Annotated in this window: 11 protein-coding genes; 3 read left to right on the forward strand and 8 right to left on the reverse strand. The window is 63.4% G+C overall.

Features of this window, described 5'->3' with window-relative positions; genetic code table 11:
- Positions 1-162: 162 nt before the first annotated feature.
- The 4 genes from bioB to HHL08_RS16055 all read right to left on the reverse strand — a co-directional run bounded on the left by bioB (position 163) and on the right by HHL08_RS16055 (position 5,578).
- On the reverse strand, positions 163-1,167 hold the full coding sequence (gene bioB, locus HHL08_RS16040; RefSeq protein WP_169574076.1) for a biotin synthase BioB: 1,005 nt from the start codon (positions 1,165-1,167) through the stop codon (positions 163-165).
- Positions 1,164-3,317 (reverse strand): methylmalonyl-CoA mutase, encoded by a 2,154-nt coding sequence (scpA, locus tag HHL08_RS16045; RefSeq protein WP_169574077.1) that lies wholly within the window; start codon positions 3,315-3,317, stop codon positions 1,164-1,166. Before scpA ends, bioB begins: the two co-directional genes overlap by 4 nt.
- A 181-nt stretch (positions 3,318-3,498) precedes the next feature.
- Complete coding sequence (gene mce / locus HHL08_RS16050) at positions 3,499-3,936, reverse strand: methylmalonyl-CoA epimerase (protein WP_169574078.1); 438 nt, start codon at positions 3,934-3,936, stop codon at positions 3,499-3,501.
- 109 nt (positions 3,937-4,045) lie between these two features.
- Positions 4,046-5,578, reverse strand: a complete 1,533-nt coding sequence (locus HHL08_RS16055; RefSeq protein WP_169574079.1) for an acyl-CoA carboxylase subunit beta — start codon at positions 5,576-5,578, stop codon at positions 4,046-4,048.
- 138 nt (positions 5,579-5,716) lie between these two features.
- Here HHL08_RS16055 and HHL08_RS16060 point away from each other — a divergent pair, with 138 nt between their 5' ends.
- The gene (locus HHL08_RS16060) at positions 5,717-7,132 is read left to right on the forward strand and encodes a helix-turn-helix domain-containing protein (protein WP_169574080.1); all 1,416 of its coding nucleotides are present in this window, start codon (positions 5,717-5,719) and stop codon (positions 7,130-7,132) included.
- On the opposite strand, the gene HHL08_RS16065 is transcribed toward HHL08_RS16060, so the two are convergent.
- Entirely contained in the window at positions 7,117-8,262 is a 1,146-nt protein-coding gene (locus HHL08_RS16065; protein ID WP_169574081.1) for a hypothetical protein, read from the reverse strand. The two genes, HHL08_RS16060 and HHL08_RS16065, sit on opposite strands and share 16 nt — an antisense overlap.
- A 59-nt stretch (positions 8,263-8,321) precedes the next feature.
- The gene (locus HHL08_RS16070; RefSeq protein ID WP_169574082.1) at positions 8,322-9,218 is read right to left on the reverse strand and encodes a LysR family transcriptional regulator; all 897 of its coding nucleotides are present in this window, start codon (positions 9,216-9,218) and stop codon (positions 8,322-8,324) included.
- Positions 9,219-9,320: 102 nt separating this feature from the next.
- On the opposite strand from HHL08_RS16070, the gene HHL08_RS16075 reads away from it, so the two are divergent.
- Positions 9,321-10,100 carry an SDR family NAD(P)-dependent oxidoreductase gene (locus HHL08_RS16075; RefSeq protein ID WP_169574083.1) on the forward strand — a complete coding sequence of 260 codons (780 nt, stop codon included), beginning with the start codon at positions 9,321-9,323 and terminating at the stop codon, positions 10,098-10,100.
- 264 nt (positions 10,101-10,364) lie between these two features.
- Positions 10,365-11,099, forward strand: coding sequence for a 2OG-Fe dioxygenase family protein (locus HHL08_RS16080; RefSeq protein ID WP_169574084.1), 735 nt, complete (start codon positions 10,365-10,367; stop codon positions 11,097-11,099).
- A gap of 85 nt (positions 11,100-11,184) precedes the next feature.
- On the opposite strand, the gene gor is transcribed toward HHL08_RS16080, so the two are convergent.
- Both gor and pgi read right to left on the reverse strand, forming a co-directional pair.
- Complete coding sequence (gene gor / locus HHL08_RS16085; protein ID WP_169574085.1) at positions 11,185-12,531, reverse strand: glutathione-disulfide reductase; 1,347 nt, start codon at positions 12,529-12,531, stop codon at positions 11,185-11,187.
- Between the two features lie 168 nt (positions 12,532-12,699).
- Positions 12,700-14,202, reverse strand: a complete 1,503-nt coding sequence (gene pgi / locus HHL08_RS16090; protein WP_169574156.1) for a glucose-6-phosphate isomerase — start codon at positions 14,200-14,202, stop codon at positions 12,700-12,702.
- Positions 14,203-14,213 lie beyond the last annotated feature (11 nt).

Genomic DNA, 14,213 nt, shown 5'->3' on the forward strand with positions numbered 1-14,213 from the left:
ATCATCAACAGAGCGATCATTGGCCAAGCCTTCAATTGACCGGCCCCTTATATTCACCCGTCATGCCGGACTTGATCCGGCATCCCGCTTTCTTCACGCGCAACCGGAAAGAAGGAGCGGGCCCCCGGATCAAGTCCGGGGTGACGGAGGTGGGTGAGAAAATCACTCAGCCGCTTCCATCGCAACCTTCACCTCGGCCTGCATCGGCACCACGCCCAGCTTGGCGAACAGCGCCGCATCCGCATTGTCGCCCGCATTCGCCGTGGTCAGCAGCTTGTCGCCGGTGAAGATGCTGTTCGCGCCCGCCATGAAGCACAAAGCCTGGCACGCTTCCGACATGCTCTCACGCCCCGCAGACAGCCGCACCATGCTCTCCGGCATCACGATCCGCGCGACCGCAACCGTCCGCACAAACTCGATTTCGTCAATTTTCGCCAGCGGCGTGTCGGCCAGCATGTCGCCCAGCACCGTGCCCTTGACCGGCACCAGCGCGTTGATCGGCACGCTCTGCGGATGGGCCGGCAACACCGCCAGTGCGTGCAGAAACCCAACCCGGTCCTCGCGCGTCTCGCCCATGCCCACGATCCCGCCCGAACAGACGTTGATCCCCGAATTGCGGACATTTTCCAGCGTTTCCAGCCGGTCGCCAAAGGTCCGCGTCGTAATCACCTTCTCATAATGCTCAGGCGACGTGTCGATATTATGGTTGTAATAATCCAGGCCAGCGTCGGCCAGCACCTTGGCCTGCCCCTCGCTCAGCATCCCCAGCGTCATGCAGGTTTCCATGCCCATCTGGCGCACGCCCTGCACCATCTGGACGATGGCGGGCATGTCCCGCTCCTTCGGATTGCGCCACGCCGCGCCCATGCAAAAGCGCGAGCTGCCCGCGTCCTTCGCCTGCGCCGCCGCCTGCATCACCGCCTGCACGCTCATCAGCTTTTCGGCCTTCAGGCCGCTTTCCGCCGACGCCGACTGGTTGCAATAACCGCAATCCTCCGGGCAACCGCCGGTCTTGATCGACAGCAGGGTGGACAGTTGAACCTCATTGCGCGGAAAATTCGCGCGATGGATCGACTGCGCCTCAAACATCAAATCGTTGAACGACAGGTCGAACAGCGCGGCAATTTCGGCGCGGGTCCAGTCATTACGGGCAGTCAGGCTATTCATGCAGCGTCCTCGATCCCCGCAGGGGGCATGTTGTGGCCGAGGAGGCGCAGCACGTCGGCTGCCGCCTCCACGACGTTGGTGCCTGGCCCATAAATGCCCTGGACGCCTGCGTCACGAAGGAAGTCGTAATCCTTGGCCGGAATGACCCCGCCTGCGATCACCTTGATGTCCGTCCGCCCCGCCTCCCGCAGCTTGGCGATCAGGTCGGGGATCAGTGTCTTGTGCCCCGCCGCCAGGCTGGACGCGCCGACCACATCGACGTCATTCTGCAACGCCAGCACCACCGTTTCGTCCGGTGTCTGGAACAGCGGTCCCGATACTATGTCAAAGCCCAGATCGCCGAACGCCGACGCAATCACATTGGCGCCCCGGTCATGCCCATCCTGCCCCATCTTGGCGACGAGGAGTTTGGGCTTGCGACCGAGGCGCCGCTCGACGGCCTGCACGCCGTCAAGTACCTGTTGCCAGCGGCTGTCGCCGGCATAGGGCGCCGCATAGACGCCCTTCACCGGCGTCGGCTGCGTGCCATAGCGGTGGAAGCTTTCCTCCATCGCGGCGGAAATCTCGCCCAGCGTTGCGCGGGCGCGGGCGCATTCCACGGCGAGGGCGAGGAGGTTGTTCTCCAGGCTTGCCGGTGCCGCCGCGCCATCGCGCAGCGCCTGCAACGCGGCCTCGCAGGCCGCGCTGTCGCGCTCCGCCTTCACCTTGTTGATCCGCGCGATCTGCCCTTCGCGTACCGCCGCATTGTCGATGTCGAGCGTTTCGAGCAAATCCTCGGTCGCCAGCCGATATTTGTTGACGCCCACGATCACGTCGTCGCCACGATCGACCCGCGCCTGCCGCGCCGCCGCTGCCGTTTCGATCATCGCCTTGGGCCAGCCCGCCGCCACGGCCTTGGCCATGCCGCCATCGGCCTGCACCTTTTCGATGATCGCCCAGGCTTCATCGACCAGTTGCTGCGTCAGCGCCTCGACATAATAGCTGCCACCCAGCGGATCGACGACATTGCACATGCCCGTCTCTTCCTGAATCACGATCTGCGTGTTGCGCGCGATCCGGGCGGAAAAATCGGTAGGCAGCGCGATCGCCTCGTCCAGCGCATTGGTATGCAGCGACTGCGTGCCCCCCAGCATCGCGGCCATCGCCTCGATCGTGGTGCGCATGACGTTATTATAGGGGTCTTGCTCGGTCAGCGACACGCCGCTGGTCTGACAATGGGTGCGCAGCATCTTGGACCGCTCGTCCTTCGCGCCCAACTCCGTCATCGCCCGATGCCACAGCACCCGCGCGGCCCGCAGCTTGGCGATTTCCATGAAGAAGTTCATGCCGATCGCGAAGAAGAAGCTCAGGCGACCCGCGAACTTGTCGATGTCCAGGCCGCTCGCCACGCCATATTTCACATATTCCATGCCGTCGGCGATGGTGAAGGCCAGTTCCTGCACCTGCGTCGCGCCGGCTTCCTGCATATGATAGCCGGAAATGGAGATGCTGTTGAACTTGGGCATCTCACGCGACGTGTAACCGAAAATGTCGCTGATGATCCGCATCGATGGTTCGGGCGGGTAGATGTATGTGTTGCGGACCATGAACTCCTTGAGGATGTCGTTCTGGATGGTCCCGTCGAGCAGCTTGCGATCAACGCCCTGCTCCTCGCCCGCGACGATGAAGAAGGCCAGGATGGGAATGACCGCGCCGTTCATCGTCATGGACACGCTCATCTTGTCGAGCGGAATACCGTCGAACAATATCTTCATGTCGTCCAGCGTGTCGATCGCCACGCCCGCCTTGCCGACGTCGCCGGTGACGCGCGGGTGGTCGCTGTCATAGCCGCGATGGGTGGCCAGATCGAACGCGACCGACAACCCCTTCTGACCCGCCTTCAGGTTGCGATGATAGAAGGCGTTGGAAGCTTCGGCGGTCGAAAAGCCCGCATATTGCCGGATGGTCCAGGGGCGCCCCGCATACATGCTGGCCTTAACCCCGCGGGTGAATGGCGCAAAGCCGGGCAGGCCGGGATCGACGGTCACGTCGTCGGCTGTGTAGAGCGGCTTGACGGCAATCCCTTCCGGGGTCTGCCACGTCAAATCCTTGCCCTTCACTTCCTTGTCGGCAGCGGCGGCCCATTGGTCCAGCGTCGGCTTGTCGGTCATATTCTACCCTACCTTCTACCCCTCTCCCGCAGGCGGGAGAGGCAACGAGACTTAGGACCGCGAAGCGGGCCTTAGTCGCAGTGGTGAGGGTCTTCTGCACGGCAGGCCCTCACCAACTCCGGCTAGGCAGCAAGCTACCAAGCCTCCATATCCTCTCCCGCTTGCGGGAGAGGAGTTTAGTTCAGTGCCCGCCCTTCGGCGTCTCCATGATCTCGGTCAGCACCCCGTTCATATCCTTGGGATGCACGAAGAAGATCGGCGTGCCATGCGCCCCGATCCGCGGCTCGCCCAGCACCCGCGCGCCCTTGGCCTCGAACCACGCCTTCGCCTCATGGATATCGGCCACTTCATAGCACATATGATGCTGCCCCCCGGCCGGGTTCTTGGCGATGAAGGCGGTGATCGGCGACGTCGCATCGAACGGCTCGATCAACTCGATCTGCGTACCCGCGGTCCCATTCTCGCCCGGCGTATCGACGAAACACACCTTCACCCCCTGCGCGGGCAGGTCGAACGGTTCGTGAATTGTCGTCGCGCCCATCACGTCGCGATAATAAGCGATGCTCTTTTCCAGCGACGGCGTGGCGACGCCGATATGGTTGAGACGGCCGAGTTTCATATCGCTTTCCTAATCAGTCACCCCAGCGAAGGCTGGGGTCTCAGGCCTCATGGCCCGACTTGGCTGCACGCGGTCCCAGCCTTCGCTGGGATGACGACCCTTCGGGCCGTCAAAGCGGAATATTGTCATGCTTCTTCCACGGATTCTCCAGGCTCTTATTCTTGAGCTTGCGCAGCCCCAGCGCGATCCGCCGCCGCGTCGAATGCGGCTGGATCACCTCGTCGATGAAGCCCTTGCTCGCCGCCACGAACGGGTTGGCGAAGCGCCCCTCATATTCCGCCGTCCGCTCGGCGATCTCGTCCGCGGTCTTGCCGCGGAAGATGATCTCCACCGCGCCCTTCGCCCCCATCACTGCGATCTCCGCGGTCGGCCAGGCATAGTTCAAATCGCCGCGCAGATGCTTGGACGACATGACGTCATAGGCCCCGCCATAGGCCTTGCGCGTAATCACCGTGATCTTTGGCACGGTCGCCTCGGCATAGGCGAACAGCAATTTCGCGCCATGTTTGATGATGCCGCTATGCTCCTGCGCGGTGCCCGGCAGGAAGCCGGGCACGTCGACAAAGGTCACGATCGGAATCTCGAACGCATCGCAAAAGCGCACGAACCGCGCCGCCTTCTTAGATGAATTGATATCCAGCACGCCCGCCAGCACCATCGGCTGGTTGGCGATGATCCCTACCGTCTTGCCCTCGACCCGGCCGAACCCGCACAGGATATTGCCTGCATGCGCCGGCTGCACCTCGAAGAAATCGCCCTCGTCCACCACCTTGCGGATCAGTTCGTGCATGTCATAGGGCTGGTTCGCATTGGCCGGGATCAGCGTATCCAGGCTCGGTTCGATCCTGTCCCAATCGTCCGCGCTCGGCCGCTCCGGCACCGGCTTGCGGTTCGACGCCGGCAGAAAGTCCACGAAATCGCGCACCGCGAGCAGCGCCTCGATATCATTTTCGAACGCCACGTCCGCCACGCCGGACTTGGTCGTATGCGTCACCGCGCCGCCCAGTTCCTCCTGCGTGACCACCTCGTTCGTCACCGTCTTGACCACATCTGGTCCGGTCACGAACATGAAACTGCTGTCCTTCACCATGAAAATGAAGTCGGTCATCGCGGGCGAATAGACCGCCCCGCCTGCGCATGGCCCCATGATGACGCTGATCTGCGGTACCACGCCGCTGGCCAGCACATTGCGCTGGAAAATCTCCGCATAACCGGCGAGCGAAGCCACGCCCTCCTGAATCCGCGCGCCGCCGCTGTCGTTAAGGCCGATGACCGGCGCACCGACCTTCAACGCCATGTCCATGATCTTGCAGATTTTCATCGCATGCCGTTCCGACACCGCGCCGCCATAGACGGTGAAATCCTGGCTGAACACGAACACCAGCCGGCCGTTGATCGTGCCCGATCCGGTGACGACGCCGTCGCCCGGAATATGCTGCTCGTCCATGCCGAAATCGACGCAATTATGCTCGACATACATGTCCAGCTCTTCAAAGCTGTCCTCGTCCAGCAGCACGTCCAGCCGCTCGCGCGCGGTCAGCTTGCCCTTGGCATGCTGCGCGTCGATGCGGCGTTGGCCGCCGCCCATGCGTGCGCCTTCGCGCTTGGCTTCGAGCTGTTCGATAATGGCGAGCTTCGACATGCGGGCATCTCTCCGAATTTGCGGCACCAGATGTACGATGGTGCCGCCTTGAACCATCCCTACGCGGGCTTTCACTTTTTTCGCAAATGCAAATTTGCTAAATTGCAAATCACGACTTCGCAAATTACGGTGCAGTTTATGGCACGTGGCAACCGTATCTTCGCAGGCCCGCGCCTGCGCCAACTGCGTCTGGACCATCGGATGGACCAGGCGACGATGGCGCAGGCGCTGGGCATATCCGTATCCTATCTTTCGCAGATGGAAAATGACGATCGTCCCCTGACCGCCAAGGTCAAGGCCGCGCTCGCCAGCGCCTTTCCCACCGACTGGGCCAGTTTCGACAGCCGGGAGGATGAGCAGCTACTCGGCGCCTTCACCTATGCGCTGGGGCATCCCGAACTGCCCGGCAACCAGATGGAGCCGGAGCGGATCGAGAAGCTGCACCTGCAATTTCCCGAATTTGCCGCCCGCTATGTCGATCTCTACAACGCCCATATGCGCGCCAACGAACGCATCAACATGATTGAGGAAGCGATTGCCAACGATCATGAAGTGCAGGCGCGTTTGCCGTGGGAAGCCGCCCGCGACTGGTTTCATGAAGCGGGCAATTATGTCCACAGCATCGACTGCCTGGCCGAAGACATGGCCGAAAGCTTCACCGCCGGGCAATCCCTGGACGAAGGGATGCTGGTAGAGGCGCTGGCCCGCCGCCACGGCATCGAAACGCTGATCGCCGACACCCCCGGCTCTTCGCTGCGCAGTTACACCCGCGCCGACAAGCGCCTGTTCGTCAACGCCGCGCTGCCGACCGAAAGCCGCAAATTCATGCTCTCCCACCAGCTCATGATGCTGGAGGGGCAGGCGGTGATCGCCGACGTCGTAAGCAAGGCCGCCCTGCCCGTCCCCGGCGCAGACCGGCTGCTGGCGATCGGCCTTGGCAATTACGCCGCGGGCGCGCTGCTCATGCCCTATGCCCCGTTTCGGGAAGCGGCGCGGACGATGCGCCACGATATCGACCGGCTCGGCCGCACCTTCGGCGTCAGCTTCGAACAGGCCTGCCATCGCCTCTCCACGCTCCAGCGCCCCGGCCTGCGCGGCATCCCCTTCTTCTTCTGCCGCGTCGACATGGCCGGCAACATCACCAAACGCCATAGCGCCACCCGCCTGCAATTCGCCCGCTTCGGCGGCGCCTGCCCCCTGTGGAACGTGCATGAAGCCGTCGCCGTGCCCGACCGCATCAACGTGCAACTGGGCGAAACCCCCGACGGCGTGCGCTATGTATCGATGGCGAAGGGGCTGGTGAAACCTTCGGGCAGCTACAAGCGCACCCCCCGCCGCTACGCTGTGGTGCTGGGCTGCGAAGTCGCCCACGCCGCCAACTTCGTCTATGCCGATGGCTTGCATTTGCAGGAGGAGGGCGCCGCCACCCCCATCGGCATCACCTGCCGCCTCTGCCCCCGCCAAAGCTGCGACCAGCGCGCCTTTCCTCCGGCGGACCGCCCGATCCATGTCGACCCGGACAACCGCCAGATCGTGCCTTACTGGATTGGGTGAGCGGTGTCCCGTTCCGCTGGCGGCGGCGCGGCAGGTGCTTGTGTGAGGTCCAGCACGTCGAAGCCGCCGGTCGGTGCGCGCCGCGCTATCAGGCTGCCTTTGGGCACCATATATTCCGCACGCAATGTGTAGCGTTCGACGCGATAAGCGCCTTGGTTGCCTGCGCCGGTGGTGGTTGAATAGCGCCGTCCGGCAATCTGGCGCAGAGCAGGGGTCAGCCAGGCCTTCGCTCCCACTCCGCGCAACACCTCAATGTCCGCGGTGCGCCCGTCCGGGCGTATGGAAAATCCGACGTCGGCCCAGCGAATGCTGGACGTTTCTGCGCTACCGACATCGATCGCATTCGTCATGTCAAAGGCGCGGGACGCATTGTTCGCCTTGGTAACCGCGTCATCCTCATAGGCAGGAGCGGAAATAAGCACTGGCCCGCCACTCTGGTCTTCACCGATGTCTTTGACCAGCCGATCGATCTCGGTCCCATTCGCATCCCGCGCCGCCAGGCGTAGACGCAGCACGCGCAGCGCGGACCTGTAGGACGCTTGTTGCGCGATCGGGCGTCGCGCCAATGCGTCGAGCATCGACGCGGCCTCTTGGCGCTGCCCCATGGCAGACTTGATCCAGGCACGCTTCATGCCCGCTATAAATGCGGCCCCATCCTGACCGGACGACAGGGCCGACTTTTCCGCCGCGCTGAACGCAGCCTCCGCTTCGCGGAAACGACGCAATTCGATCCACATGTCACCATAAGCAGTTGTCGCGGCAAACACGGCAGGATCATCCTGGGGCAGGTTGTCGCGCAACGTCTGCACCTGCTTGGACGTCGCGCGGCGATAATCCAGCTTGCTGCCTTCGTGCAACGCGACAGTGGCATAGGCTTCATAAAGCGCAGCGACCGGGCGCGGCGCCTCCGCGGCATATTTCTCGTTACGTGATGCGGCGGCGGCCAGCAGAGCCTTGGCCTTTTGATAGTCTCCGTCGCGAAACTGGACTTCGGCCAGCGCAATAGTGGCTTGCGCGTCGCGCAACGGCGTACATCCGCCCTTGGCGCATTCTGCCTGCACCTGCTCCAGCTTTTGCCCGGTTACAACGATATCGCTTGGAAATTGCAGCAGCAACAAAAGAGCGAACATGGATAACTCCCATTGATCTCAACAGCTTGATGCACCGACAGGCAAAGCGCAACCCCCGCTCACCCCTCCACCACCAGCGTCCCGTCCAGAAAATCCAGAAACGCCCGCACCCTTGCCGCGCCGCGATCCTCCGCCGCATACAGCGCGTGAATATCCTCCCCGTCCCCCGCATCATAATCAGCCAGCACCTCCACCAGCCGCCCCTCGCGCAAATCGCTCGCCACATGAAACCGCCCATGCCGCGCAATGCCGCCGCCCGCGATCGCCATGCGCCGTACCACCTCGCCCGAATTGCCGAAAAACGCCCCCTGCACCGGCCGCTGCACCAGCCTGCCCTTCACCCGGAACGGCCAGCTATCCACTGACCGTCGAAAGCTGAAGCGCAAACATTCATGCGCCGCCAAATCATCGGGCGTCGTCGGTGTCCCCCGCCGCGCCAGATAATCGGGGCTGGCGACCAGCACCATCCGGCTATGCCCCAACTTCTTCGCCCGCAGCCTTGTATCCCGCAGCGGTCCGATGCGGATCGCGATGTCCGCCCGCTCCTCGACCAGATCCACGATCGCATCGGTCAGCGTAAGGTCCACCGTCACCGCCGGATACAGTTCGCCAAAGCGCGGCAAAATCGGGATCAGGCACTCGAACCCAAAGGACGGCGAGGCATTGATACGCAACAACCCGCGCGGCCCCTGCCCTTCGCTGCTCAGGCTGTTCTCCACGTCCATCATGTCGCCCAATATCGCGATCATCTTGTCATGATAAACCTGCCCCTCGCGGGTCAGCGCCAGCGACCGCGTCGTCCGCCGCACCAGCGCGACGCCCAGCCGCTGCTCCAGCCGCGCGATCGACCGGCTCACCGCCGACGGGGTCAGCCGCAATATCTTGGCCGCCGCGGCAAAGCTGCCCTCGCCCGCCACCATGAGGAAATTCTCGACGTCGCCGAACCGGTTATCCATGATTTCAATGCACTTCTGAAATGAAGACATGCAGTCTAATCATCAATCGGAAAAAGTCTATCTAACTGTTCAACTCGTTGTCTCATTCAAAAGGAAACAGCCATGGACCTGAAACTCACCGGCAAGACCGCCATCGTCACCGGCTCCACCGCCGGCATCGGCCTGGCCATCGCCAAGCGCCTTGCGGAGGAGGGCGTCGCCGTCACCATCACCGGCCGCAGCCAGTCCAAGCTGGACGCTGCCGCGGCCGACATCGGCCTGCCCGTCAACGCCGTCCTCGCCGATCCCGCAACGGCGGAAGGCGCCGCCGCGCTCATCGCCGCCGTCCCCGCCACTGACATCCTCGTCAACAATCTGGGCATCTACGAAGCCAAGGACTTCGCGGACATCAGCGACGCAGACTGGCACCATATCTTCGAAGTCAACGTCGTCAGCGGCGCGCGCCTCGCCCGCCATTATTTCCCGCAAATGCTGGCAAAGAACTGGGGCCGCGTCCTGTTCATCGCCAGCGAAAGCGCCTTGTTGCCACCCGCTGAGATGATCCATTATGGCATGACCAAGTCTGCCCAACTCGCCATCTCGCGCGGCTTGGCCGAACATACCCGCGGCACCGGCGTCACGGTGAACAGCGTCCTTCCTGGCCCGACCCGTTCCGAAGGCATCGTGGACTTCATCCGCTCCGTGGTCGACAATAAGGACGCCTCCGAAGCCAATCGCGAAGCCGAATTCTTCACCAAACTCCGCCCCCTCTCGCTCATCAAGCGGCTGATCGAGGCGGACGAAGTCGGCGCGATGGTCGCCTATCTCGCCAGCCCCTTGGCGGCCGCCACCAACGGCGCGGCGGTCCGTGTCGAAGGCGGCATGGTCCCGACGATCGCCTGAGTTCACTCACCTACGCCGTTCGTCCTGAGTAGCCATTGAGCCTGTCGAAATGGCGTATCGAAGGATCAAGCCCAGCGCCTGATGCTTCGATACTTGAACAGGTGAACCATCCCCCGGATGGTTCAGGATCGTCCGGGGGACGATCCGACCTGTTCAACTTCGACAAGCTCAGACCCCACTCAGCACGAACGGGGTGGGAGTGCCAACCCACCCTGCGGAAACTGGCCCTGTCGCTCGTCTCTTGCCTCCATTAAGGAAGCGAAGATGAGCGACACGGACAGCCTATCCAGAATCGACGATGCGCTGCTGACGGACGGCTATGCCCGCCTGTCCGGCGCAGCGATGTTCGGTCGGTTGGATATCGCCGAACCCGACTGGTCGGCCTTCGCCGCCAGTTGGAACGATCTCGGCCCCGACCTCTTCATGGCCGATGGCGGCCGCTATCGCCGTCGCCGCCACGCCGCCTTCGCGCTGGAACGGGGGCGCTTCACCCGCAAGCCGCACCAGCCCCATTATCAAAGCCGGGACTATAACCCGCTCAACGGCGACGTGCAGCGCTGGTTCGACCCGGTCGAAGCGGCGACGGTCGCCAACCCCGTCTGCGCTGCGATCTTCGCCTTCGCCGCCGACAGCTTCGACACCGCCCACCGCGGCGACTGGCATGTGGAAATGCACCAGTTCCGCATCGAAGCGAAACCGGGCGCGGCAGGCTCCCCTACTCCCGAGGGAATGCACCGCGACGGGGTGGATCATGTGCTGGTCATGCTGGTGGAGCGCCGCAACGTCCGCGAAGGCGTAACCCGCATCGGCGCGCCCGACGGCACGCCGCTCGGCGAATTCACCCTGACGGAAGCGGGCGACACGATGCTGATCGACGACCACCGCATCCTGCACGGCGTGACCGAAATTCACGCGCTAAACCCGGCGCAACCGGCGTGGCGCGACGCGTTGGTGGTGACCTTTTCCTCCCCGGCACGGGGAGGGGGACCGATCGCGTAGCGATTGGTGGAGGGGAGGCGCCGCACGGCACACCCCCTCCGTCTGGCCTATGGCCAGCCACCTCCCCGTACCGGGGAGGATCAGGTCATTTCAACAGCACCAGCTCTTCCGCCATGCTGGGATGCAGCGCCACAGTATCGTCGAAATCCTGCTTGGTCAGCCCGGCCTTCACCGCGACCGCGGCCGCCTGCAATATCTCCGGCGCATCTGGCCCGATCATGTGCAGCCCGATCACCTTGTCGGTCGTCGCGTCCACAATCATCTTGTACAGCGCCCGCTCCTCGCGTCCGGCCAGCACATTCTTCATTGGACGGAAATCGGAGGTATAGACCTTCACCGTGCCATAATGGTTCTTGGCCTCCGCCTCGGTCATGCCCACGCCCGCCAGCGGCGGATGGCTGAACACGGCCGACGGCACACAGCTATAATCGACCTTGCGCTTGTTCCCGCCAAACACGGTATCGGCAAAGGCATGGCCCTCGCGGATCGCGACCGGCGTCAATTGCAGCCGGTCGGTGACGTCGCCCACCGCATAGATGCTCTCGCAACTGGTCTGGCTATAGTCGTCGACCCTGATCGCGCCCTTCTCGGTCAACTCGACCCCTGCCGTCTCCAGCCCCAGCCCTTCGGTCAGCGGCTTGCGCCCGGTCGCGAACATCACGACATCGGCTGCGACAGGGTCGCCGTCCTGAAAGCGGACGCATAGCGTGCCGTCCTCATTCTTCTCGATCCGCTCCATCTTCGCATTGAAGCGGAAATTGATGCCCTTGGTCATGGAAATCTGGAGCAGCCGGTCGCGGATCTGCGTGTCATAACCGCGCAGCAGGTCGCTGCCACGATTGACCATCGTCACATGGCTGCCCAACTGGTGAAAGATGCCGGCGAACTCGTTGGCGATATAGCCGCCACCGACGATCACGATCCGCTTTGGGCACGCCTCCAGATGAAACACCTCGTTGCTGGTGATGCCATGTTCGGCCCCCTCCACTTCGGGGATCACCGGCCAGGCGCCAGTCGCGACCAGGATCGTCTTGGCCGTCACTTCCCGCCCGCTCGCCAGCTTCACGCCATGCGGCCCGGTAATGGTCGCCCGCTCGCGGATCACCTCGACCTTATGGCTGTCGAGCGTATTGCCATACAGGCCTTCCAGCCGATCGACCTCGGCCAGCACATTGTCGCGCAGCGTGGTCCATTCGAACCCGCATTCCGGCACATCCCAGCCGAAGCGGCGGGCGTCCTTCAAATCCTCGGCGAAATGCGCGCCATAGATGAGCAGCTTCTTAGGCACGCAGCCGCGAATGACGCAGGTGCCGCCGACGCGAAACTCCTCGGCCACCGCAACCTTCGCGCCATGCGCCGCCGCGACCCGCGACGCCCGCACGCCGCCCGATCCTGCACCGATGACGAAAAGGTCGAAATCATAGTCACTCATGCCGGGCCTCCGATGGAATAGGCGCGGATATGGCGGGTGAGAGCGCCAGTTACAAATGGGAATATTGTTGCTGGCAGCCAAACCACCTCCGTTCGTTTCTAGCGCAGTCGAAAAACGGGAAGCCCAGCGCCACCGTTTCTCGACACGCTCGAAACGAACGGCTGTTGACTATTCCCCGCCCAGCGCGATCTCGATCAGCGCCATAGTCGATGGATCGAACCCGACCGCCCCATCCGCCTCGATCGACTTGGCGATCTCCTTGCCCAATTCCACGCCGAACTGGTCGAACGGGTTGATCCCCATCAACACCGCATTGGCGAAGGTCCGATGCTCGTAGAAGGCGATCAGCGCCCCCAGCGCTTCGGGCGTCACGTCGTCCAGCAGGATCGTCGTCGACGGCCGGTTGCCGGGATAGGAGCGCGCCGGGTCGGCATCATTGTCCTTGCCCCGCATCAGCGCCGCGCCCTGCGCAAAGCAATTGACCAGCAAAGCGCGATGATGCGCCGGGTCCAGCGCATGGCCCGGCTCGATCGACGCGATGAACTCGACCGGCGAGACGATCGTCCCCTGGTGCAGCAACTGGAACACCGCATGTTGCGCATCGGTGCCCACCCCGCCCCAGGTGATCGGCGCGGTCGGGCCGTCCACTGGGCTGCCGTCGCGCTGCACGCTCTTGCCGTTGCTCTCCATCTCCAGCTGCTGGAGGTAGGAGGGTAGCAGCGCCAGCCGCTCGTCATAGGCGAACAGCGCGCGGGTCTGGCACCCCATCACGCGGGTATAATATTGGTCCACGAACGCCGCGATCAGCGGCGCGTTCTCGCGTGGATCGGACAGGCGGAAATGCCGGTCCATCGCCGCAGCCCCCTCCAGCAGGCTTTCGAACGCATCCCAGCCCAGCGCCAGCGCGGCCGGAAAGCCGATCGAAGACCAGAGCGAATAGCGCCCGCCCACCGATTCGGCGAAGGGCAGGATGCGGGTTTCATCCACGCCCCATTCCATCGCCTTGTCGGGCGCGGCGGTCAGCGCGATCACCTTGCCATAGGGATCGTCCACCCCTGCCTCGACCATCCAGTTGATCGCGCTCGCTGCATTCAGCAACGTCTCGCTGGTGGTGAAGGTCTTGGACGCGATCGCGATCAGCGTGGCGTTGGGATCGAACCCCTCGATCGCCCGCTCCAGCGCGGTGCCATCGACATTGGACACGATACCCACATCGTACCGCACCCCGTCGCCGTCCAGCGCATCGACGATCAGCTTGGGGCCAAGCGCCGACCCGCCAATGCCGATATGCAATATATGGCGAATCTCGCCCAGCGCGCCCGCCTCGATCGCGTCGATCAGGCCGCGCATCCGCCGATGCAGCATCTTGGCATGGGCGACGCTGTCGGCATTGCCCTCCCCCCGTTCAGCGGGATGCTCGGCAGCGCGGCCTTCTGTATTGTTCACCGCCTCGCCCGAAAACAGCGCATCGCGATGCGCCGCAAAGCCCTGTTGGTCGGCCAGCGCCAGGAAACCCGCCAGCACATCGTCGGTCAGATGCGTCTTGGACCAATCGAACCGGATCGGACCCTGGGATCGGACCAGCTTGTCCAGCCGGTCGGGATCGGTGGTGAAAATGGTCTTCAAATCGGCTTGCGGAAGCGCGGCGATCGCCGCCAAAGGACTTGGCAGTGCAGAACTGG

Origin of the sequence: Sphingobium psychrophilum, from assembly GCF_012927105.1 — a bacterium.
Taxonomy (GTDB): domain Bacteria; phylum Pseudomonadota; class Alphaproteobacteria; order Sphingomonadales; family Sphingomonadaceae; genus Sphingobium; species Sphingobium psychrophilum.